The organism is Synechococcus sp. MIT S9452, assembly GCF_047304245.1.
Classification (GTDB): domain Bacteria; phylum Cyanobacteriota; class Cyanobacteriia; order PCC-6307; family Cyanobiaceae; genus RCC307.
Map to the genome: position 1 here is coordinate 424,189 of NZ_CP138956.1, position 21,505 is coordinate 445,693.

General features: G+C 60.4%; 17 protein-coding genes. 5 read left to right on the forward strand and 12 right to left on the reverse strand.

The features are described 5' to 3' along the window. Position 1: 1 nt before the first annotated feature. Together metH and SIB46_RS02200 are read right to left on the reverse strand one after the other, a co-directional pair. A complete protein-coding gene (metH, locus tag SIB46_RS02195; protein ID WP_413296920.1) occupies positions 2 to 3,589 on the reverse strand; it encodes a methionine synthase in 3,588 nt (1,195 codons plus the stop codon). After that, on the reverse strand, positions 3,589 to 4,503 hold the full coding sequence (locus tag SIB46_RS02200; protein ID WP_413296921.1) for a branched-chain amino acid transaminase: 915 nt from the start codon (positions 4,501 to 4,503) through the stop codon (positions 3,589 to 3,591). The genes metH and SIB46_RS02200 overlap by 1 nt, the downstream gene beginning before the upstream one ends. Before the next feature lie 58 nt (positions 4,504 to 4,561). Here SIB46_RS02200 and cobN point away from each other — a divergent pair, with 58 nt between their 5' ends. Continuing rightward, the gene (gene cobN / locus SIB46_RS02205; protein WP_413296922.1) at positions 4,562 to 8,188 is read left to right on the forward strand and encodes a cobaltochelatase subunit CobN; all 3,627 of its coding nucleotides are present in this window, start codon (positions 4,562 to 4,564) and stop codon (positions 8,186 to 8,188) included. A gap of 2 nt (positions 8,189 to 8,190) precedes the next feature. Here the strand turns inward: cobN and SIB46_RS02210 are convergent, their stop codons facing one another. Genes SIB46_RS02210 through SIB46_RS02225 form a run of 4 tightly spaced genes read right to left on the reverse strand, consistent with a single transcriptional unit; the run spans position 8,191 to position 11,578 of the window. Further along, positions 8,191 to 8,796 carry a hypothetical protein gene (locus SIB46_RS02210; RefSeq protein WP_413296923.1) on the reverse strand — a complete coding sequence of 202 codons (606 nt, stop codon included), beginning with the start codon at positions 8,794 to 8,796 and terminating at the stop codon, positions 8,191 to 8,193. Positions 8,797 to 8,821: 25 nt separating this feature from the next. Next, positions 8,822 to 9,478, reverse strand: a complete 657-nt coding sequence (locus SIB46_RS02215; protein ID WP_413296924.1) for a PHP domain-containing protein — start codon at positions 9,476 to 9,478, stop codon at positions 8,822 to 8,824. After that, positions 9,468 to 10,052, reverse strand: coding sequence for a protoporphyrinogen oxidase HemJ (gene hemJ / locus SIB46_RS02220; protein WP_413296925.1), 585 nt, complete (start codon positions 10,050 to 10,052; stop codon positions 9,468 to 9,470). Before hemJ ends, SIB46_RS02215 begins: the two co-directional genes overlap by 11 nt. Further along, complete coding sequence (locus SIB46_RS02225) at positions 10,052 to 11,578, reverse strand: cryptochrome/photolyase family protein (RefSeq protein WP_413296926.1); 1,527 nt, start codon at positions 11,576 to 11,578, stop codon at positions 10,052 to 10,054. The genes hemJ and SIB46_RS02225 overlap by 1 nt, the downstream gene beginning before the upstream one ends. A gap of 41 nt (positions 11,579 to 11,619) precedes the next feature. Here SIB46_RS02225 and gorA point away from each other — a divergent pair, with 41 nt between their 5' ends. Both gorA and SIB46_RS02235 read left to right on the forward strand, forming a co-directional pair. Beyond that, positions 11,620 to 12,951, forward strand: coding sequence for a glutathione-disulfide reductase (gene gorA / locus SIB46_RS02230; RefSeq protein ID WP_413296927.1), 1,332 nt, complete (start codon positions 11,620 to 11,622; stop codon positions 12,949 to 12,951). Between the two features lie 173 nt (positions 12,952 to 13,124). Then, the gene (locus SIB46_RS02235) at positions 13,125 to 13,346 is read left to right on the forward strand and encodes a DUF3136 domain-containing protein (RefSeq protein ID WP_413296928.1); all 222 of its coding nucleotides are present in this window, start codon (positions 13,125 to 13,127) and stop codon (positions 13,344 to 13,346) included. Here SIB46_RS02235 and uvrC read toward each other — a convergent pair. Continuing rightward, positions 13,331 to 15,259 (reverse strand): excinuclease ABC subunit UvrC, encoded by a 1,929-nt coding sequence (uvrC, locus tag SIB46_RS02240; protein ID WP_413297688.1) that lies wholly within the window; start codon positions 15,257 to 15,259, stop codon positions 13,331 to 13,333. The two genes, SIB46_RS02235 and uvrC, sit on opposite strands and share 16 nt — an antisense overlap. 84 nt (positions 15,260 to 15,343) lie before the next feature. Here uvrC and coaD point away from each other — a divergent pair, with 84 nt between their 5' ends. Both coaD and SIB46_RS02250 read left to right on the forward strand, forming a co-directional pair. Next, complete coding sequence (coaD, locus tag SIB46_RS02245) at positions 15,344 to 15,844, forward strand: pantetheine-phosphate adenylyltransferase (protein ID WP_413296929.1); 501 nt, start codon at positions 15,344 to 15,346, stop codon at positions 15,842 to 15,844. Further along, complete coding sequence (locus SIB46_RS02250; protein ID WP_413296930.1) at positions 15,841 to 16,779, forward strand: hypothetical protein; 939 nt, start codon at positions 15,841 to 15,843, stop codon at positions 16,777 to 16,779. Before coaD ends, SIB46_RS02250 begins: the two co-directional genes overlap by 4 nt. Here the strand turns inward: SIB46_RS02250 and SIB46_RS02255 are convergent. Genes SIB46_RS02255 through dapF form a run of 5 tightly spaced genes read right to left on the reverse strand, consistent with a single transcriptional unit; the run spans position 16,745 to position 21,502 of the window. Next, positions 16,745 to 18,064 carry a D-alanyl-D-alanine carboxypeptidase/D-alanyl-D-alanine-endopeptidase gene (locus SIB46_RS02255; RefSeq protein WP_413296931.1) on the reverse strand — a complete coding sequence of 440 codons (1,320 nt, stop codon included), beginning with the start codon at positions 18,062 to 18,064 and terminating at the stop codon, positions 16,745 to 16,747. The genes SIB46_RS02250 and SIB46_RS02255 overlap by 35 nt on opposite strands. Further along, positions 18,064 to 18,576: a DUF4330 domain-containing protein gene (locus SIB46_RS02260; RefSeq protein WP_413296932.1), complete on the reverse strand. Its 513-nt coding sequence runs from the start codon at positions 18,574 to 18,576 to the stop codon at positions 18,064 to 18,066. The genes SIB46_RS02255 and SIB46_RS02260 overlap by 1 nt, the downstream gene beginning before the upstream one ends. Before the next feature lie 55 nt (positions 18,577 to 18,631). Further along, positions 18,632 to 19,309: a DUF1995 family protein gene (locus SIB46_RS02265; RefSeq protein ID WP_413296933.1), complete on the reverse strand. Its 678-nt coding sequence runs from the start codon at positions 19,307 to 19,309 to the stop codon at positions 18,632 to 18,634. Then, positions 19,306 to 20,484, reverse strand: a complete 1,179-nt coding sequence (locus SIB46_RS02270; protein ID WP_413296934.1) for a cysteine desulfurase family protein — start codon at positions 20,482 to 20,484, stop codon at positions 19,306 to 19,308. The genes SIB46_RS02265 and SIB46_RS02270 overlap by 4 nt, the downstream gene beginning before the upstream one ends. Further along, positions 20,471 to 21,502, reverse strand: a complete 1,032-nt coding sequence (gene dapF, locus SIB46_RS02275) for a diaminopimelate epimerase (protein WP_413296935.1) — start codon at positions 21,500 to 21,502, stop codon at positions 20,471 to 20,473. The genes SIB46_RS02270 and dapF overlap by 14 nt, the downstream gene beginning before the upstream one ends. Positions 21,503 to 21,505: the final 3 nt, after the last annotated feature.

The window sequence follows — 21,505 nt, forward strand, 5'->3', positions numbered from 1 at the left end:
ATCAGGCGCTGAAATAGCGAGCCTGGCTGTGGAGAGCCACCAGGGCGGTTGTGCTCTGTTCTGGATCCAATTGATCGCTGTCATCCATCGACAGGCCAATGCGGTCAGCCTCAAGCCAATCCAGCTGTGGCCTTGAATCCGCCACGTTGGGACAGGCGGGGTAGCCAAAGGAATACCGGCTCCCCCGGTAGCGTTGGGCCAACACATCCCGCAGGGCTTCCGGCTCCTCGGCGGCGAAGCCAAGCTCGGCGCGAATGCGCGCGTGGGTCCACTCAGCGAGGGCTTCTGCCATCTGCACACCCAAGCCGTGGAAGTAGAGGTAATCGCTGTAGCGATCAGCCTGGAAGAGCTCCTTAGCAAAGGCACTGGCCTTCTCACCCATGGTCACCGCTTGCATGGGCAACACATCGGTTGGCAAGCCATCGCTGCTGAGATCCCGGTAAAAATCAGCGATGCAGTAGGTGTTGCCCGAGCGTTGCCGCGGCAACTCAAAACGTCCCAGCTCACGACTGGTGTCGTTGGGGTCAAACACCACAACGGAGTTGCCATCACGTCCGCAGGGGAAATAGCCATAGGCCACACGCGGCGTGAGCAGCTGCTCGCTGCGGGCCCGTTGCAACCACTCCTGCAACACCGGCTCAGCCTTCTCGCGGAGTTGCTGCTCATACTCTTCGCGGCTTTGGTCCTTGCTTTTGCGCATTTGCCATTGGCCTGCAAACAGCGCATTGCGATCGAGGTAACCAAACACCTCTTCCAGATCGATGTCCTTCTCGGTAAGCACCTGCGTTCCCCAGAAAGGGGGCTGAAGAGACGGTTCTTCTGGAACAGCAGCGGAACGCTCACGGCTCACCGGCAGTGCTGGCTTCTCCTCTGTGGGCTCGGTTGCTGAATCATCGGAGCCAGCTGAATCGCTATGGGCATCGCCGTTGAGCCCAAGCCCCTCGGGAATGGCGCCAAGGAAGCCTTCGGTGTCACTCCATTCATCACCTTTTTTGGCATCCACCAGCGCGTCCATAAAGCGCAGATCAGCGAACGCATCACGGCCATAGATGACCTGGCCGTTGTAAACCTCACGGCAGTCCTTCTGCACAAAGCGCGGCGTTAAGGCTGCTCCACCGAGAATCACAGGGACAGAGATGCCAGCATCATTGAAGGCCTGCAAGTTGTCCTTCATGAAAGCGGTGGATTTCACCAGCAGACCACTCATGGCAATGCAATCGGCCTGGTGGGTTTGCTGGGCCTCGATGATCGCCTCTACCGACTGCTTGATGCCGAGGTTGACCACCTCATAGCCGTTGTTGGTAAGGATGATGTCAACCAGGTTTTTGCCAATGTCATGCACATCGCCTTTTACCGTCGCGATCAAGAACTTGGCCTTGGCTGAACTTTCCCCCTCCGTTTTCTCCATGTGGGGCTCGAGGTAGGCCACCGCGCTCTTCATCGTTTCAGCGCTTTGCAGCACAAACGGCAGCTGCATCTGACCCGAACCAAACAACTCACCGACAACCTTCATGCCATCAAGCAAAAAGGTGTTGACGATCTCGAGGGGCTTGTAGTTCTGCAGGCCTTCTTCCAAGGCCGGCTCCAAGCCAATCCGCTCACCATCAATGATGTGTTGCTTGAGCCGCTCCTCGACCGGCAAATCAGCCAATGAGGGCCCCGAGGCGCGTGCCTCTTTGGTGCTCACCCCCTCGAACATGGTGGTGAGTTCGGTAAGGGGGTCGTAGGTGCAAACCGAGCCCTCAAAGCGGCGGTTGTCATTGATCAGATCACGGCACACCTGTTGGTGCTCATCGCTGATCTTCATCAGCGGCAGGATTTTGGCTGGGCTCACGATGGCCGCATCCATTCCTGCTTCACAGCAATCATGCAGGAACACGGAGTTGAGGGTGATCCGCGCCGCCGGTGAGAGGCCAAAGCTGATATTGCTCACGCCGAGAACAACATGAACCCCAGGCAAGTCAGTGATGATGCGCCGGATCGCTTCAATGGTTTCGCAGCCATTGCGACGGTCTTCTTCGATGCCGGTTGAAATCGGCAAGGCCAGCGGGTCGTAGAAGATTTCATGGGCCGGGATGCCGAACTCAACGGCATCTCGATAAGCGCGTTGGGCGATGGCGAACTTGCGCTCGGCGGTTCGAGCCATTCCTTCTTCATCAATGGTGCCCACCACCACACCAGCGCCATAGGTGCGAGCTAGCTCCAGCACCTTGAAGAATCGCTCGTCGCCGTCCTCGTAGTTGGTGGAATTGAGCAGGCATTTGCCACCAGCCACCTTGAGGCCGGCCTCCATCTTTTGCCACTCCGTGGAATCGAGCATCAACGGCAGGTTGACGTTGGTGACCAAACGGCTCACCAAGTCGTGCATATCCTTCTCGCCATCGCGGCCGACGTAGTCGACGTTGACGTCGAGCACATGGGCATTCTCTTTGACTTGGCCCCTGGCTACCGCCACCAGGCCATCCCAGTCTTCGCTGTTCAGCAGCTCGCGCACCTTCTTGGAGCCACTGGCATTGAGCCGTTCACCAATGATCAAAAACGAGTTGTCCTGGTGATAAGGCGTGGTGCCGTAAATCGAAGCCGCAGAGGCTTCAGCCCCCAGCAAGGGGCGCTGTTGTTGTGCCTGCGGCGTACGCACCGGCCGTTCCGCTGGGGTCATCTCCTCGGCCAACTCAGCCAGGGCAGCGATGTGGGCTGGCGTGGTGCCGCAACAACCACCAATTACCTGAACCCCGAGGTCTTCGATGAAGTGGTGCATCGCCATCTTCATCTCCACCGGGGTCAAGCGGTAGTGGGCAACGCCGCCCACGTTTTCCGGCAGGCCTGCATTGGGAATGCAACTCACCACAAAGGGAGCGTGCGCGCTGAGGTATCGCACGTGCTCTTTCATCTGCTCGGGGCCCGTGGCGCAATTGAGGCCCAACACATCAATGGGGAAGGGTTCGAGAATGGCCACCACAGCGGCAATATCCGAGCCCACCAGCATCGTGCCGGTGGTTTCCATCGTCACGCTGACCATCACCGGCCGGCGCTCACCAGCGGCCGCAAAGGCCTGCTCCAGGCCTGCCAAGGCGGCCTTGATTTGCAGCGGGTCTTGGCAGGTTTCGATGATGAAGAGATCCACATTGCCGGCCAGCAAGCCACGGGCCTGCTCGGCAAAGGAATCGCGCATGGCATCGAAACCCACGTGCCCCAGGGTGGGCAGCTTGGTGGTGGGGCCCATGGAGCCGGCCACAAAGCGAGGCTTCTCTGGGGTGCTGTAGCGATCGGCCATCTCGCGGGCCAGTTGAGCCGCTTTGACGTTGAGCTCGTAGGTCTGATCCTGCAGGTCGTATTCGGCCAACACCAATGAGGTAGCCCCGAAGGTGTCGGTTTCGATCACATCGCAACCGGCCTCAAGGAACTGCCTGTGCACCTCTTGCACGGCATCTGGTCTTGTCACCACAAGGTTTTCGTTGCATCCCTCAAGTGCAGCGCCGCCGAAGTCGTCGGGGCCGAGATCCATCTGTTGGAGCGAGGTTCCCGTCGCTCCATCAAAGACAAGAACTGGCCGCTCTGGAGCGTGCAGTCTCTCCAGAAAACGATGCATCACTTGATACGAATCCGCGTCACCCAGTGCCCAAAGTTAGGGTCCCGGCCCTCGGTAATGGCGGTAATCCGCTCGCGCAGGGCATTCATCACTGGCCGATCAGAGGAGAGGTCGGTGCATTCCACCCGGCGCACCGGGGTGACCTTCGCGGCGGTGCCAGTGAGGAAAACCTCCTCAGCAACAAATAATTCGCTCTTATCAATCGGCCGTTCCACCACCGTGTAGCCCATGTGGCGGGCCAGCTCGATCACGCTGCCGCGCGTGATGCCCTCCAGGATGTCTTGATCAACTCCAGGGGTGTAGAGCACACCATCGCGAACGATGAATAGGTTCATGCCGCTGGCTTCGCTCACCTTGCCGCGGCTGTTGAGCAGCAGGGCCTCATCAAATCCACTCTTTACTGCCTCTGTTTTGGCAAGGGAGCTGGTGATGTAAGCGCCGCTGATCTTGCCCCGCAGGGGCAGGGAGCGGTCTTCCTGGCGAGTCCAGGAGCTGATGCGGCAGCTCACCCCTTCAGGGGAGAGGTAGTCCCCCAGCTCCAGGCCATAGATCAGAAAATCAGTCTCAATGTCGTGCAGACGAGGAGCGATGCCCAGATCAGAGGTGTAAACGAACGGGCGCAGGTAGATCGGACAGCTGGGTTGGTTGGCCTTCAAAAAGGCCTCCACCGCCTCCAAGACAGTGGAGGCAGGCAAGTCTGTCAGCAGCAGGCGGGCGCTCTGGCTCAGGCGTTTGGCATGGCGATCAGCCCGAAATAACAGGATCTCGCCAGGATCTTGTGGGTTTGGCAGGGCTCGCATGCCGCCAAAGGCACCGGTGCCGTAGTGCAAAGCGTGGGTCGCCACCGACAGCGTGGCTTCAGCAAATGGCACGCAGCGTCCGCCGAACCAGGCGTAGGGCAGGAAGCGATGCATGGAGCGACACAGACCTGGGCAGATCTTCTCACCTCCTCTGCTGGGCGAGAATCAAGCCATGCACAGATTGGCAGCACTGCCAGGGGATCCCGGCGAGGGGGATGCGCTCCTGGTTGAGCAGGATTCCCTGCCGGCGCTGGTGCTCAGTCACGCCGATAGCGACCTCAGCCTGATCGCTCAGCGGCTCTCAGCGGCTGGTGATCCCGCCTGGATGCGGGGCTTGAACCTGGCGGCATTAAGCCATCCAGCCGCCATCGATCACTACATCCGCAGTTCGCTGGCGGCCACTCGCTTGGTGGTAGTGCGGTTGCTTGGTGGCCGGGGTCATTGGAGCTACGGCCTGGAACAACTGCGTGAGTGGGCCGCCCAATCACCGCAGCGCGCCCTGTTGGTGCTCGGTGGTACCGCCGATGGGGCCGAAGAACTCGCTGACCTCAGCAGTGAGCCAGCCACCACTGCCCTGGCGCTAGCCAGCTGCCTGCGCCACGGGGGTCCAGACAACATTGATGCGGTGCTCCAGTGGTGTCAGAACTGGCTGGACGGGACTGCAGCCAATGCCCCTGAGCCCCAGCCTCAACCCGACCCCCTCTGTTTCGATTGGCAAGCCGATGGCGGCCCAACGGTGGGCGTGGTGGCCTACAGGGCCCTCTGGAGCAGTGGCGACACGGCGCTGCTCGAAGAGATCGCAGCTTGTTTACGTCGCTCTGGCCTGTGCCCGCGAATCCTTTTGGTCAGCGGTTTACGCGACCCAGCCCTGCAGCAGGCCGTCCGTGATCACTTCAGCCAGGCCGCTGTTGAGGCGGTGATCTGTTGCACCGGCTTTGCCTCGGTGCAAGCGGACCGGGCCGGTGATGGGGCTCCCCTATGGCAACAGCTCGCGGTTCCCGTGATTCAGTTGCTGATCAGCTCAGGCAGCCAACAGCGCTGGCAAAGCAGCTCCGTGGGCCTAAGCCCATTGGATTTGGCCATGCAAGTGGCATTGCCCGAGCTCGATGGCCGGCTGATGGCCCGCATTGGTGGCTTCAAGGAGCTGGCGCAAAAAGACGACGCGCTGCAATGCGCGATCCAGCGCTATCAAGCCGACCCTGCTGGTGTGGCCTGGAGCGTTGAGCTCACCAAGCGTTGGATCGACTTGGGGCAAACGCCTGAGCCCAGCAAGCGCATTGCCCTGGTGCTGGCCAATTACCCCACACGCAATGCTCGCCTCGCCAATGGCGTGGGGCTCGATACACCCGCCAGTGCCGTGGCGATCTTGAACTGGCTAGAGCAGGAGGGCTACTGGCTGGGAGAGGGCCCAATCCCTGCCACCAGTGATGCGTTGATTGCTGAGCTCAGCTCGGGCCGCACCCCTGATCCTGAAACATGGCACCACCGAGCTAGCGAACAGCTGAAGCTGGCGGACTACGAAGCGTTCTGGAGACGATTGGCGCCAGAAGCGCGTCAAGCCGTGGTGGATCGCTGGGGCGAGCCCAGCGCCGACCCCACCATCGCTGGCGAGGGCTTTCCTTTATCCGCCAAGCGCTACGGCAACGTCACCGTGATCCTGCAGCCATCGCGGGGCTATGACCGCGACCCGAGCCTTAACTATCACTCCCCAGATCTGGCGCCAACCCACGCGTATCTAGCTCACTACATCTGGATCCAACGGCAGTTCAATGCCCATGCCGTGATCCATTTGGGTAAACACGGAAACCTCGAGTGGTTGCCCGGCAAGGGCATGGGCCAAAGCCCGGCCTGTTTCCCCCAGTTGTGTCTGGGGCCGATGCCTCATCTTTATCCCTTCATCGTCAACGACCCTGGCGAGGGGTCTCAAGCCAAACGGCGCAGCCAGGCCTTAATCCTCGATCACCTCACTCCACCGCTGGGACGCGCCGGGTTGCATGGGCCCTTGGCTGAACTGGAAGGGCTCGTTGATGAATATTGGGAGGCCATCCAACTGGGCAGTGAACGCCGCAAATTACTGCGACTGCGGCTTGAGCAGAGCCTTCGCGAGCTCAACCTCAACCCATCGGAGGCAAGCTTCGAAGAACGTCTCGACAGCGTTGATGGCTATCTCTGCGAACTCAAAGAAGCGCAAATTCGCACCGGCTTGCATATCTATGGCAAGCAACCAGAACAACCGCAGCTCGAAGAATTGGTGTTGGCTATCGCCCGTTGTCCTGGGCCCGGGCGGCCTGGCTTAACGCGAGCCCTTGCTGAGGATCTGGCCCTGGAGTGTGACCCCTGGACGGATGAGGAATCAATGGCGCTCTCTGGTGCTGATCAACAGCGCTTGTTGGCCCTGAAACCCAAGCGCGCCACACCAAGGCAAGTGGGTGATGCGGTGGAGGTGTTGGAGCAGCTGGCGTTGCAGTGTTTACGCGGCAGTTCCGCTTATCCAGGTGAGCAAACGCGACAGGTGTTTGCCCACATCCAGCGCGTGATTCAACCCGCGCTGATGGCCTGCAGCAGCAGTGAGCAGCGCAACCTATTGGCCGGCCTGCGGGGTGAACGGGTTGAAGCCGGACCCTCAGGGGCCCCAACACGCGGCCGCGCTGACGTGCTGCCCACGGGCCGCAATTTTTATGCGGTTGACCTGCGTGGTGTGCCCACCGAAACAGCCTGGGATCTGGGCTACCGCAGTGCCGATGCGCTGCTGCAACAGCACCTGCAGCAGGAGGGGGAGCATCTCAAGCATTTGGCCATCTCCATTTGGGGGACCAGCACCATGCGAACCGGTGGTGACGATGTGGCCCAAGTGCTGGCCTTAATGGGTGTGCGGCCGCGATGGGATGGCCCCAGCCGGCGCATGGTTGGTCTGGAGTTGATCCCCGAATCAGCCCTTGGGCGTCCGCGGGTGGAGGTCACCGTGAGGATCTCGGGCTTCTTCCGTGATGCCTTTCCGCAGCTGATTGGCTGGCTCAATCAGGCCGATCAGTTGGTGCGCGTTCAGCAAAGCGATCCGAGTCAACGGATGTGTGCCATCTATGGCTCAGCGCCTGGCGCCTATGGCGCTGGACTGCAGGGGCTCATCGACTCCGGGCAATGGGATGAGCGCTCGGATTTGGCCGAGGCCTTCTTGAACTGGAGTCAATGGGATTACGGAGCAGCCGGTGAACCCCTCAAAGACCGCAGCGGCCTGGAAGATCGCCTGAGCCAGGTGGAGCTGATCCTGCACAACCAGGACAACCGCGAGCATGATCTGCTCGATTCCGATGACTACTACCAATTCCAAGGGGGCCTGGCGGCCGCTGTTGGGACCTTGAAAGGCGAGACCCCAGCCCTCTGGTTTGGCGACCACAGCAGACCGGAGCGGCCCAAACCAAAGCCCTTAAAGCAGGAACTCGACAAGGTGATCAGAAGCCGCTTGCTGAATCCGCGCTGGATCCAAGGCATGGCGAAACATGGCTACAAGGGCGGTTTTGAACTGGCCGCCAGCCTCGACTACCTCTTTGCCTATGACGCCTGCACCCATGTGGTGCCCGATTGGGCCTACAGCGAAGTGTGCAAGCAATGGCTGCAATCAGACGCTGTGCTGGATCACCTCAGGAGCCACAACCCCTGGGCCCTAAGGGATATGGCCGAACGATTGCTCGAAGCCAACAACCGTGGGCTCTGGGAATCTCCAGAACCCAACCAATTGGATCAGCTCCGCGAGCTGGTGCTCAGTAGTGAGCAGCAGATAGAAACCGGAAACCAGCGCTGAACTCAGCGAATGTCCTTAAGCATGTCCTTGAAAGGATCAATGGAACCGGGCTTGGCAGAACCAGGGGTGACATTGCCGTTGGAATCTTTATTGACCTTGGTACCGGGTGATGGTGCAACGGTCTTCATTGCTGGTGCCGGAGCCCATTGCGCTGAGCCTGCAGGCTGAGGGGCTGGCTGGCTGGGCTTGGCAACTGGAGCAGCACTGGCAATGGGAGCTGTCTTCGATGTTGTTCCAGGCACGTTGGTGCTAACAGCAGACCCTTTGAGGCGATCTTGCAGCTGCTGCTGACTCATCGGCTGAGCAAAGGTCTTCTTCACCGCCTTGGGGACACCGGGATCAACACGGTCGACGGACTGATTGCCACCAGCTTCAGGAAGTCCCTCCGAAACCTTGCCCATTTGCGCTTCCATCGAGGCCACATCCTCGAAGCGCTCCTTCATGCCGGGGTTGTCGACCGTCCCAGGGAAGGTGTGGCGGATCGTGTTGGAGCGACGCATGAAATCAACGTCGCCAAGGCTGCTGGATTTATCAGAGTCAAGGAAAAAGCTCTTATCTCCTTCGTCAGACTCACCAGGCTTTTTGCGGAAGCGATCAAACAGACCCATGACTGTCCATAAGAATCCGCCGAATTTAGCGGCCCTTGAGGCTTAACCCGTGGCTATCGGTGCCACAGGACTGCAAAAGGTTGAGATCGCAGGCCAGTGAGGCCTTGTGTTCGCAGATCAATGGACTGGGTCGCCACTGGGGTTGCATTTCGTAGTCGTACCAGCACTCCGCCCCATCGAAACCCAAGCCTGCGGCAGCGCGCATTAGGGGCTTAAAGCCCAGCCGGTACCGGGCTGGATGGGCCAATACGGCCAGGCCAGAACTGGCATGAATCGCCTCAACAACTGCAGCAGCCTCAAGCTGCTCACCGATCACGGCATCACCCTCCAGATAGGGGGCGATCGCGCTGTTGCTGCGCTCGTAGCCCAGGGCGAGCACGTGCACCAAGCAGGTCTCCAGCACGCAGCTGATCTCACAGCCGCTCCAGAGGGTTGGCACTGGATGGCCTGCTTGGCTGAGTTCGCTCAAGCGCTGTTGCATGGGCTCCCATGCATCGGCGCTGTGGTGGTCGGTCACCGCCATGTGCTCAAGACCGATCTCAACCGCCTGGTCGGCTATTTGAGCCGGCGAGAGGCTGCCGTCGCTGCAGAGGCTGTGGCAATGGAAATTGAGCCGCGTCGGACAACTGTTGGGATCAACAGAGGCCAGGACCGATCGCAGTGGGTGCTGATCAACCGGCATGGGCAGCCTCCCGCTCAGCGCGAAGCCGGCGCCAGCGGGCATAAAACTGAATCGAGGCGGCCATGAACACCACCAAACCCACAGTGAGCCAGGTGGCGGCACCGGTGGGGAACTGCTGCTTGAAAACCACCAACAGCACCACAATCACCAGCAGCAAGGTGGGCAACTCGTTGAGCGCCCGCAGTTGCCGGCCACTCCAATTGCATTCCCCCCGCTGCAGCTGGCCCATCAGGCGGTAACAAAGCCAGTGGTAGCCGAGCAAAAACGCCACAAACAGCAGCTTGGCGTGCATCCAACTCTGCTGCAGCCAGCTGGGGTTCACCACCAACAAACCCACTGCACAACTGACAGCCACCGCCATCCCTGGCGTGGTGATGATGTTGGCCAGCCGGCGCTCCATCAGGCCGTATTGCTGCTCAAAGGCCCCTCGAATCGGCTGTTCTTGCTCAGCGGCTTCCACGTGATAGATGAACAGCCGCACCAGATAGAACAGCCCGGCAAACCAAACCACCACACCAATGATGTGGAAGGTTTTGAACCACAGGTAACTCTCGGGCGGAAGGCTCAGGGCCATCAGGCAGCAGGAGGTTGAGCCCATTCAAGCCCGCTTGCCGTTGATCGGATCGCATCCAGCTCCCCTGGGTCGATGCGATCGAGCTGGCGAATCATCAGGGCCATGCGCGGATGGTTGCGGAAACGCTCCTGGTGGCGCGCCATGAAATCCCAATAGAGAACATTGAAGGGGCACGCATCAGCGCCACTGCGCTTGGTTTGATCAAAGTGGCAGACCTTGCAATAGGTGCTCATCTTGTTGATGTAGCGGCCACTGGCGGCATAAGGCTTGCTGCCAAGCCGGCCGGCATCAGCCCACAACCCCATGCCCAACACATTGGTTTGCATCACCCAGTGGTGGGCATCGACAAATTGGGCTTGAAACCAACTGGTGAGCTCCTGCGGATTCCAGCCCGCCATCAAGCCCAAGTTGGTGAGCACCATCAAGCGCTGAATGTGGTGGGCGTAGCCCCGCTCTTTGAGTTCACCCAGCACGGTGTCCACGCAGCCCATGCCACTGCCCCCAAGCTGATGCAAAAACTCTGGTGGGGGCACCAAGGCCTCTAAGGCATTGCTGTGGCTGTAGTCCTCGCCGAAATGGTGATAGAGGCCATGGGTGAATTCACGCCAACCCAGGAGCTGCCGGATCACACCCTCCAGACTCGCCAAAGGGATGTCCCGTTCCCGCCCGGCCTGCTCAAGCTGGCGAATCACATCCAGGGGCTGGAGCAAGCCGAGATTGATGTAGGGGCTGATCAGCGAATGCCACAGGGTGGGCTCCCCGCTGACCATGGCGTCTTGGTAGGGGCCAAACCCCTCAAGGCGAGTGGCGATGAAGTGCTCCAACACCTGTTGGGCCTGGTGCTGGGTCACGCCCCAGCGGAAAGGCTCGCTGTCCCCTGGCAACTCATAGGGCTCAGCCAAGGCCTTGAGCTTGGCGATCACAGCCGTGGTGATCGCATCGGGTTCAAACCACAGCGGATCTGGTCCTTGGAGGCCCTTCGGCGGTGGCTTGCGGTTGTCTTGATCAAAGTTCCACTGACCGCCTTGGGGCTGGTCCCCATCCATCAGCACGTTGAAGCGGCGGCGTCCCTCCCGATAAAAGAACTCCATCCGCAGCTGCTTTTTGCTGCCGGCCCAACGACTGAATTCCTCTGCCGTCCAAAGGAATTGATTGTTGTCAATCCACTCCAGCTCGCAGGGCCATTCGGCTTGTTGGGATAAGCGCTCAATGGCTTGGCGAATCGGGCGATCCGGTGGAGCCATCACCACCAAACGGCTAATGCCCTGTTGCTTCAACCAGGGAATCAGAGCTTCGCCATGGGACACCGCTTCCAGCTGATGCACATCCCAGCCAGCGGTTTGCAACTCAGCAGCGAAATGCCGCTGGGCGCTCCAGAACAGGATCTGTTTTTGCAGGTGAGGCCGCACCCGCAGCAGAGCTTCAGCCTCCACGAACACCACCGAGGCCTCACCGGGTTCATAGCCGGCTAGGGCTGCCTGGGCCTGATGCAGCTGGTCATTGAGAACCCAGATGGCGGGGGCCATCAGATCACGCGCAAGATGGAAGACATCCTGTCGCGCACTGCATGGACTTTGACTTGCTCGTCATCGGCGCTGGCTCCGGTGGTCTGGCCAGTGCCAAACGGGCAGCCCGTCATGGAGCCAAGGTCGGAATCATCGAAGGCGACCGGGTCGGTGGAACCTGCGTGATTCGTGGGTGCGTGCCCAAAAAACTGTTGGTTTACGGCTCGGAATACCGCGAGATTCTTGCCAATGCCGCTAGCTATGGCTGGGCTGTCGGCAGCACGGGCTGCAACAGCTCAGTGCTGCTGGAGAACGTGCGTCAGGAGGTGGACCGGCTCAATGGCATCCACATCAAGGCCCTGGCCAACGCTGGGGTGGAACTGATCACGGGATGGGGCCAATTCGTTGACGCGCACACCGTGCAAGTGGGGGATCAGCAGTTCACAGCCCGCCAGATCATGGTTGCGGTGGGCGGACGGCCCCAACGGCTGACGATTCCTGGTGGAGAACTGGGCTGGGTCAGTGATGACCTGTTTCTCCAACAACATCTCCCCAGCTCAATGTTGATCATCGGGGCCGGTTACATCGCCTGTGAATTCGCTTGCATCCTCCAGGGTTTGGGTGTGGCCGTGACCCAGGTGATCCGAGGCGATCGCATCCTCAAAGGCTTCGACCAAGAGCTCTCTGATTCGGTGCGCGAGGGTATGGAAGAGCTGGGCGTCACGCTGCGCTTTGGCTTGCAACCCACAGCGATTGAACAGACCCAGAGCGCCATGGTGTTGCGCTGCGGCGAGACAGCGCTCGAGGCTGATGTGGTGTTACAGGCTGCTGGCCGGAAAGCGTTCCTCGAGCCCCTGGCACTCGAGAAGGCGGGGATTGCCCATGACGGGCATCGCATCAGCGTTGATGCGCAACAACGCACCAACGTCCCCCATATTTATGCCGTTGGTGATGTCACCGATCGCATCAATTTGACCCCTGTGGCGATCGATGAGGGCCGCGCCGTTGCCGATGCACTATTCGCCTCTGGCACACGCACGGTGAACCACGACCTGGTGGCCACAGCTGTGTTCACGCAACCAGAACTAGCCAGTGTTGGCCTGAGCGAAGAGGATGCCAAAGAACGCTTTGGCACTGACGCCATCACCATCCATAAGGCCCGCTTCCGTGACATGCATCAAGCTCTTCCGAAGCGTGGGCCCCGTTGTTTGCTCAAGCTCGTGGTCGAAACCAGCAGTGATCGGGTGCTGGGATGCCACATGGTGGGCAGCCACGCCGCTGAAATCATCCAGATGGGAGCCATCGCTTTAGGGATGGGAGCCACCAAGGCGGATTTCGATCGCACCATGGCCCTCCACCCCAGCATTTCAGAAGAGTTCGTGACCATGGGATAGGGAAACTCTTGCCCAATCCTTTGCTCTTGATACAGAAATGAACAGCCTTTCGCATCAATCAAGGCCAAGGTCTTCGTCTCTTCAATCACATCAATGCCGTGATGGGCGTCACGGCCTTAACGATCTCTAAAGCATTACCGGTTGGCGGCCCTGTTGCCGTGCAAAAGTGAGGCATGCCAAACCCTCCCAAGATCACGATCGACGAACTAGAGGCGAAATATCCGCTCTATTGCAAGGCGCTGAAGCTGCTGGTTAAGGATGCTCGCACCATTGAAGAGATCAAGCGGTCTCTCTGCTGGGATCGCTTGGCCCTGCTGCATCGCTCCTTGCCCAGCCGCTACAAATCACCGGAGCATTTGATGGATCTGCTGCAACGGCCTCAACCGGTCTCCTGACCGTCGGCTTCGGCGTCGCCTTGAGGATGAAAAAACTGGTGGATTTGCACTGCTAAGGCAGGCCCCACCCCTGGGCATTCCGCGATCGTGTCGGCACTGGCCAGTTGAATCGCATCGATCGAGCGGAAATGGGCCAACAGATCCTTCACTCGCTTTGGGCCAAGGCCGGGGATGTCGCTCAGGCGTGAGCGCTTCATGCGTTCACCCCGCTGCTGCCGGTGGAAGCTCACGGCAAAGCGGTGGGCTTCATCCCGCAGGCGCCTAAGCAGCTGCACACCGAGTTGATCGGCTTCGCTCTCGATCGGCTGGCTAGCTCCTGGGCGAAACACTTCCTCCCGCTGTTTGGCCAAGGAACACACCACCAGCTCGTCAGCCAGATCCAGCTCCCGCAGGGCCTCCATCACCGCAGACAGTTGGCCTTTGCCGCCATCGATCATCACCACATCGGGCCAATCGGTGAATCCATCGGTTTGCAGGGCTGAGCCGCGTCGCTGGCGCAATTCCGAGAGGTTGGCGCCAGTTGCCTTGGCTTGGCTCCAACGCCGAAACCGGCGCCGCATGATTTCCGCCATGGCCATGAAGTCATCGCTGTGGCCAGAGCGGATGCTGCTGCTGCGGATCTTGTATTTGCGGTAGTGCTGCTTAGCCGGAAGGCCATCGATGAACACCACTTGGGAGGCAACCGCATCACTGCCTTGGATGTGGCTGATGTCGTAACCCTCGATGCGCCGCGGTGGATGCTCGAGCTCGAGCAACTGGGCCAGATCTTCTGTGGAGAGCTGCTGCTGCTCGGCGCCGCGCTGAGCGCGGGCCAGCTCAAATCCCGCATTGCGCTCCACCATCTCAATGAGATCGGCCTTTTGTTGCCGTTGCGGCACCTGCAGGATCACCTTGCGGCCGCGGCGATCACGCAGCCATGCCTCCAGCAGTTCTTGCTCTGGCAGTGGGTGTTGCAGCAACACTTCAGCTGGCAGCTCCACCGGATCCAGCTGGCTGTAGTGCTCCTCCAAAACCCTTTGCAGGATGGCGCCAGGCTCAGCGGCCTCTGCATCGGCGGTGAAGCCCAATCGACCCACCAACTTGCCTGCCCTGACCTGGAACAGTTGAACCGCAGCGACGCGCTCGTCGGCGGCTAGGGCAATCACATCGCGGCTCACCCGCACATTGGGGAGCGCCACTTTCTGATCAGCCGTGAGCAACTCCAAGCCTTGAAGCTGGTCGCGAACCCGAGCCGCGGCTTCAAAGTCGAGTCGCTCGGAATAGCGCACCATCTGTTGCTGAAGAAGGTCCTGCAATTCCTCATTGCGACCCTGAAACACCATCGACACCTTGCGCAGGATTTGCTGGTAATCAGCAGGGCTGATTTTTTCCTGGCAGACCCCTGGGCAGCGGCCGATGTCGTAGTTCAGGCAGGTGCGGTCTTTATGAAGCGGCTGCGGCCGTTGGCGCAAGGGGAACACCCTCTTGACCACAGACAACGTTCGCCTCAACAAGCCCACATCGACATAGGGCCCGTAAAAGCGATCCAAAGGGCTGCGAAAACGCCGCCGTCTGGTGATAAATATCCGAGGGTAATCCTCACTCCAGGTGATGCATAGGTAGGGATATTTCTTGTCGTCTTTCAGCAGCACATTGAAGTGCGGCTGGTGGTTTTTGATCAGATTGGATTCCAGCGCTAAGGCTTCAGCCTCGCTGTCGGTGACGATGAACTCAATATCCACCACTTGTCGCACCATCAAGCGGATCCGTGGGCTGATGGGATTACCGCCACGGAAATAGCTGCGGACGCGGCTGCGCAGCTTCTTGGATTTACCGATGTAGAGGATGCGATCGTCGCGATCCCGCATTAGGTAGCAGCCAGGTTCAACCGGCAAATTGCGCAGCAGCGTTTCCAACCGCTGGCTGTCTTCAATGAGCGGTTCTTTTCCGGCCGGCAGCCCCAACTGGCGATCAGCCTCGACGCGCTGCGGCACTCTAGGGAGAGCTCGCCTTAAGCCATGCGCGCGCTGTATCCCGGCAGCTTTGACCCGGTGACCTTTGGTCACCTGGACCTGATCCAACGTGCGTCGCAGCTCTTTGATGAGGTGATCGTTGCGGTGCTGCGCAACCCCAACAAGCAGCCGAGCTTCAGCCTCGAAGAACGCCTTGAGCAGCTCAGCAGCGTGACCAGCCATCTGCCCCAAGTGCGGGTCACGAGCTTTGAGGGCTTAACCGTGCATTTCGCCCTGGAGCAGGACGCCCGGGTGATTTTGCGGGGTCTGCGCGCCTTGAGTGATTTCGAGTTTGAACTGCAGTTGGCCCACACCAACGCCAGCCTCTCGGATCAAGTGGACACGCTTTTTATGGCGACGGCCGTGCCCCATAGCTTTTTGAGCAGCAGCGTGGTGAAAGAAGTGGCGCGCTTTGGTGGGGATGTTCAACACCTGGTCCCTGAGACGGTGGCGATTGATCTCCGCAGGTTGTTTAATCAGCGGGTTGATGTCAGCGGTGATCGATGAGCCAGGCGCGTTTCGAGGTTCTAGAGCAGCTTGATCAGCTCGAAGAAATCGTGCTTGAGGGGGCCCGCGTGCCCTTCTCCGGTGGTCGCTTGGTGAACGAAGGCGATGCGGTTGATGTTCTCGATGCCGTCCGCCAGGCCCTGCCCAGCGAATTGGAGCGAGCTGCTGAGCTGCTGCGTCAGCGCGAAGCCTTTTTGAATCAGGCGCGCCAACAGGCAGAAGAAATCATCAATCAAGCCCGTCGAGAGCGGGAATCACTGATCGGCAGTTCCAGCATTCGCCAGGAAGCTGAACGCCAAGGTGCCGAGTTGCGCGAGCAAGGCCGCCAGCAGGGTGAGCAAATGCTGCAGCAAGCTCGCCGCCAGGTGGCCAGCCTCGAGCAGGAACACCAGGCCAAGGCCTCCCAGCTGGAGCAACAGCAAGCCTCCCGCCGTCAACAGCTTGAGCAGGAAGCCGCTAGCCGTTTTCAGCAACTTGAGCAGGAGCATCAACAGCTCAAGCGCTCCCATGCGGAAACCCATGAACGCAACCGCCAGCAGTCACTGCAGGAACTCGAGCAAATCCGTCAGGAGTGCAGTCGCCTTCAGCAGGAAACCCAGAAAGATGCCGAACGGGTGCGCCAGGAGGCCCTGAGCTTCCGTCAGAGCACCCAGCAACAGGCTGAAGCTCTACTGCTGCGCAGCCGTCAGGAAGCCGCCAGCGTTCAACAAGGCGCCAACCGCTATGCCGAGCAGGTTCTCGGTGAGCTCGATACCCGCCTGCAGGAGATGGCCAAGGTGGTCATCGGTGGTCGCCGCGAATTGGTGCGTTTGCAGAACACCGATGTGGAACTCACCCAGCCTGAAAGCAACGAGAACAAAACCGTGCCAATCAACCGGGTGCGGCGTTCCGCTCGGAGGATCAAAGAGACAAGGGACGGCAGCCGCTCTGCTTGAGGCTCGCCATCAGCACCCGCTGCATCACCCCAACCGGACCCCAAGACCCGTTGGAAATCATGCTCACGTAAAGCGGCCCGTTATTGGTGTCGAGCTTGCCGCTCACCGCTTTCACACCGCTAATCGTGCCTGTTTTGCCGCGGAAGCGTCCTCTCAAAGGTGAACCTTGGAAGTAGTAGCGCAGGGTTCCCCGCTCGCCAGCCACCGCCATGCTCGCGTAGTAGTTCCTGGCGTAGGGGTGCTGCTCCATGCGCAACATCAAGGCCGTTAGCAGTCGGCTGGTAACCCGGTTGGCACGGTCCAAGCCGGAACCATCAGCTACACGCACACCAGCTGTCGGCAACCCCTGTTGACGCATCCACGTCATGGCTCGCCGTTGGGCTTCCGGTAGCGACCAAGAACCCGTACCTTCGCGCAACAACACCTCAGCGGTGAAGTTATGGCTTTCGCCATTGGCGAGGCTCATGAGGTGATGCATCGACTTCGACGACTCGCTGTGCAACAACACGCTGCCGGCGGGTTCTGGAGTACCAGCAGGGATCGTGCTGATCTCAGCGTTGGCGCCATTGCGATAGATCTCGCTATTCAGCAAGCGTTTGAGCCGTTGAGGCGGGTTGCGAACTGAGAGATCCACAGCATTCGATGTGAGTGCCAGGCGGGTGATCGGTGCGCCGTAGGCATAGCTGCGATCAGGCTGCGACCAGCCCTGGGGCCACCACCGCGAGGCATGTTCTTCCTCCAGCTGCAATTTCACAGTGCCTGAGCTGGTGGAAGGTCCGCCTCCAGAGCCAGCGGCCAACTTGGCAAAGCGCCGCAATCCACCAAAGCCAAAGGTGGGGTCACCACCGCCTTGGATGCGGAACGTGCCATTGGGCAAGCGCCAAAGCTCGGTGCTGATTCGGTGGTTGGGGCCAAGGCGATCCATGGCGATCGCGGTGCTGATCAGCTTTTGGTTCGAGGCAGGGATGCGCGACTTGTTGCCATGCAAGTCAGCCAAAACCATGCCATCCGCATTGGCCACGGTGATGCTCCAAACACCCGACTCCGCTCCCGTGGCGGCCACAACAGCTTTCTGAAGGGCAGGGCAAATCGTGCTGGCTTGCTGCAACGGCAGACCCACCGGAGCCAAGAGAGGGGGAGCGGTGAGGGGCGGATGCTCCGCCACAGGATTGAGCTTGTCTTCGTTGGCCTCTTCGATGCTGCTCAGCAACGACTCCAGACCTTGGGCCTGCACCGCAGCTGGAATCAACAGCGCCAGGGCAGCGAAGCAAAGACGTTTGCCCATCACAAGCCCTCCAGCTGGATGCCGCTGACCATGCCCTTGATGCGGTAGGTGGGGCCTTCCAGTTCCACGTGGGAGCCGATTTTTAGGGCCTGGTTGCCGACCACCACACCGCCTGATGACGTGCGCTGGCCTTCTCCCTCGAGAACAAGCCTGGCGTCGAAATTGGTGAAGATGTCGTCATTGGGGTCGGGCACCGAACGCACCTGACCATCGGGAAACACAACGGCCACTTCGCGCTTCAAGCGAGCCACGCTCTTAACAGCAACACTGCCGTGGGGCTGATTGCGAATCACCAAACTGGTGCGCCCCCGCTCCTCAATCCGTTGCAGCAAGGCCTCAGGGTCTGCCGCCGGTGTGTGCTTGATATCAACGCTGAACTCAACGGGCTGCAGGGCCCCAGTGGCCTTGGCCACCGCACCAGTGAGCTTTGGGCTCCACAGCACCCCCGCAGCAGCAGCCAAAACAGCCACAGCAGCGCCGAGGTCAACCCAACTGATGCGGGGTAGGCCCATGCAGAGCAATTAAAAAGTGATCGGATTTTAGTGGCGTCTACCAGGACTGCCAGGGTCAGCCGCTCAGTTCGCGCATGAAGCGATCCACCGAACGCAGGCCAGCAGCCGCAGAGCCACTGAGCAGTTCATCCAATTCTTCCGGTGCTGGTTTGCCCTCTTGGGTTCCGGCCAAGCGATAGCCATCCGGGTCTAGCCGGTAGATCTGCCAATCACTGGGATGGGCATGGCGCAGTGCCGCTGCATTGAGTGGCTGCAGCGTGTAAGCGCTTTGCCATTGGGCCATGAAGCCGCGCCGGCGCTCACGGGCAACGCTGCCGATGCCAACGGCCGCATCCTCTAGCCGGCCATTGAGCAGCACCACAGGACCAGCGAATTTGTCGCAGAGGATTTCCACCTCGTCGTAATCCGGTGGGCCCGGGGTCACGCAAACCAGCACAGTGCTCTCCGCGGGGAGTTCGCCGCGATAGCAATCCGAAACGCTGCTGATCGCTTCGGCCTGATCTGGGGCGTCGCGCTTGGCTAGGGCCGTGGCGCCAGCATCGGCAAACAGGAGACGGCAGCGGCGTTCGGGTTGATCCAGCTGGCGTTGCAGTCGCAGGGCGACAGGAGCCAGGCGAAGGCCTTCAAAACGCAAATCCAAGGTCCAACGGCCTTTGGCGTTACTGGCCAGGGCCGACTCCAGTGCTGTGAGCAACTCGGCCTCAGCGGCAGCGAGATCAGCAGGAAGGCTCATGGCAGCTCAACAGTGGGCAATTGGCGCAGCAGCGATTCCAACAGAGCCGGTAAGGCATTGAAATCCTGCGGCTGCAGCCAGGGCCCAACACTGAAGCGCAATCCACTGCGGGCTTGTCTGTCGTTGTAACCCAATGCCAACAGCGCCGGGTTGGCTTGATCGCTGCCGCTGCTGCAGGCCGAACCACTGCTCACCGCCACACCGGCTTGAGCGAGCTGGCGCACGGCGGCGCGGGCTGAGAGCGGCTCTCCCTGCGCTGAGGAGAGCAGCACAGCCAAATGGTGTGGCAAACACTCCGAGCGACTCCAGCGGCCAACCCGCTCGATGCCTTCCACGGCGGCAAGCTGCTGCCAAAGGCCATCGCGCAGCTCAGCCATCGCTTCAGCCAACTGCGGTTGTTGGTTAAGGCGATCGCCCAGGGCATCAACCATGGCCGCCACCAGCCAGGGGGATTCCGTTCCTGATCGCAGGCCTGATTCCTGGCCGCCGCCAAGCAGCTGAGGTTTCAGAGCCTTGGGCTCTGGCATCACCAGAGCGCCTACTCCCCGGGGGCCCTGAAATTTGTGGGCGCTGATGCTCAGCAAATCCACCGGCAAAGGCAGCAGCTGCGCAGCGGGCAGTTGACCCACCACCTGCACCGCATCGCTGTGCAGGGGCACACCGGCCCGCTGGCAGAGGCAGCTGATCGCTTTGATGGGCTGCAGAACACCCAGCTCTGAGCTGGCCCACGCCACGCTGACGAGGCGCGTCGGTGGAACCAGCAAGCCTTCGAGTGCCTCCAGGTCGATCCGCCCATGGCTGTCCACGGGAAGGATCTCCACCTGCCATCCCTCGGCGCGCAACTGCTCGGCGCTGCGGCCAATGGCCGCATGCTCAAAAGCTGAAATCAACAGCCGGCCGGGTGGTTGGCTGCGGCAGATTCCGAACAGGGCCAAGTTGTCGGCTTCGGTGCCACCTGAGGTGAAGACCACCTGGCCATTGGGGCAATCCAACAACTCCAGCAAGCGTTGCCTGCTGCGTTCCAGCAACTCGGCAGCAGCAAGGCCCGCCGGATGCAAGCTCGAGGGATTCGCCCAAGCCTGCTGTTGGTAATCCAGCATCCGTTGCCCAAGCCCCTCAGCAAGGGGCGTTGCAGCGCAGGCATCCAGATAGATCAGAGGCTTAGAAGCCGGCACGTCGGCGGGTGCGCTCTTCGAGCGATGAATTCGCCAAGCCCACCATGTCATCGAGCGACAGACGATCAAGGAATGTCATCGCTTGTTCCCTCGCCGCAGCACTAGGGCAGGCCTCTGGCCGGATGCAGCCTTCGCTGCAGAGGCTGGCGCAGTCGATGACCTCAACAGCATCACTGCCACCGGCTGACGGCAGAACACCTTCAAAAACAAAGACGGCTGGACCCGCCATCTGGATGTGGTTGTTGCTGTCCCAGTCGATTTGCAGCGGTCCTCCAGGAAGCTGCACCGTCACCTGGCGAGCGCAGGCTCCACGCAGGTGGGTCGCCACCACGGTGGCGCAGGCACCGGTGCCGCAGGCCAGGGTGGGGCCAGCACCCCGCTCCCACACCTTCACTTGCAGCTGATTAGGGGCATGCACCTGCACGAAATGCACATTGGTGCGGGCCGGGAAGGCTGGGTGTTGTTCCAGGGCAGGGCCGAGACGCTCGAAGTCCAGCGATCCCAAGTCTTCAACTTGCACCACCGCATGGGGATTGCCCATGCCCACGGCAGCCACCTGCAGTGACTCGCCGGCCACCTGCAATTCGCCATCCGGCAGAGGAGTGCCTGCTGCCAGGTTGGTGGGGATGGAGGCCGGCTCGAGGAACGGCTCTCCCATGTCGACCGTGACCTGATCGCCATCCAGCAAGCGGGGAATGATCAGTCCGGCCGGTGTTTCCACGCGCCACTGGGTGCCAGTGGCTGAGCCATCCAGATCCGCCAGAAAACGGGCAAAACAGCGGATGCCGTTGCCGCACATCTCAGCCTCGCTGCCATCGGCATTCAGAATTTGCATGCGCACATCACCGCCTTGCTGCGGCGGGAGCGCCAAGATCAGCCCATCGCCACCGATGCCAAAGCGGCGATCGCAAAGCTCTCTTGCAGGATCGCCTCCCATCTCTGGCAGGGGCGTCTTGCGGCCATCCATGAGGATGAAGTCATTGCCCAGGCCTTGATATTTCCGAAACGAACGTGTCAAAAC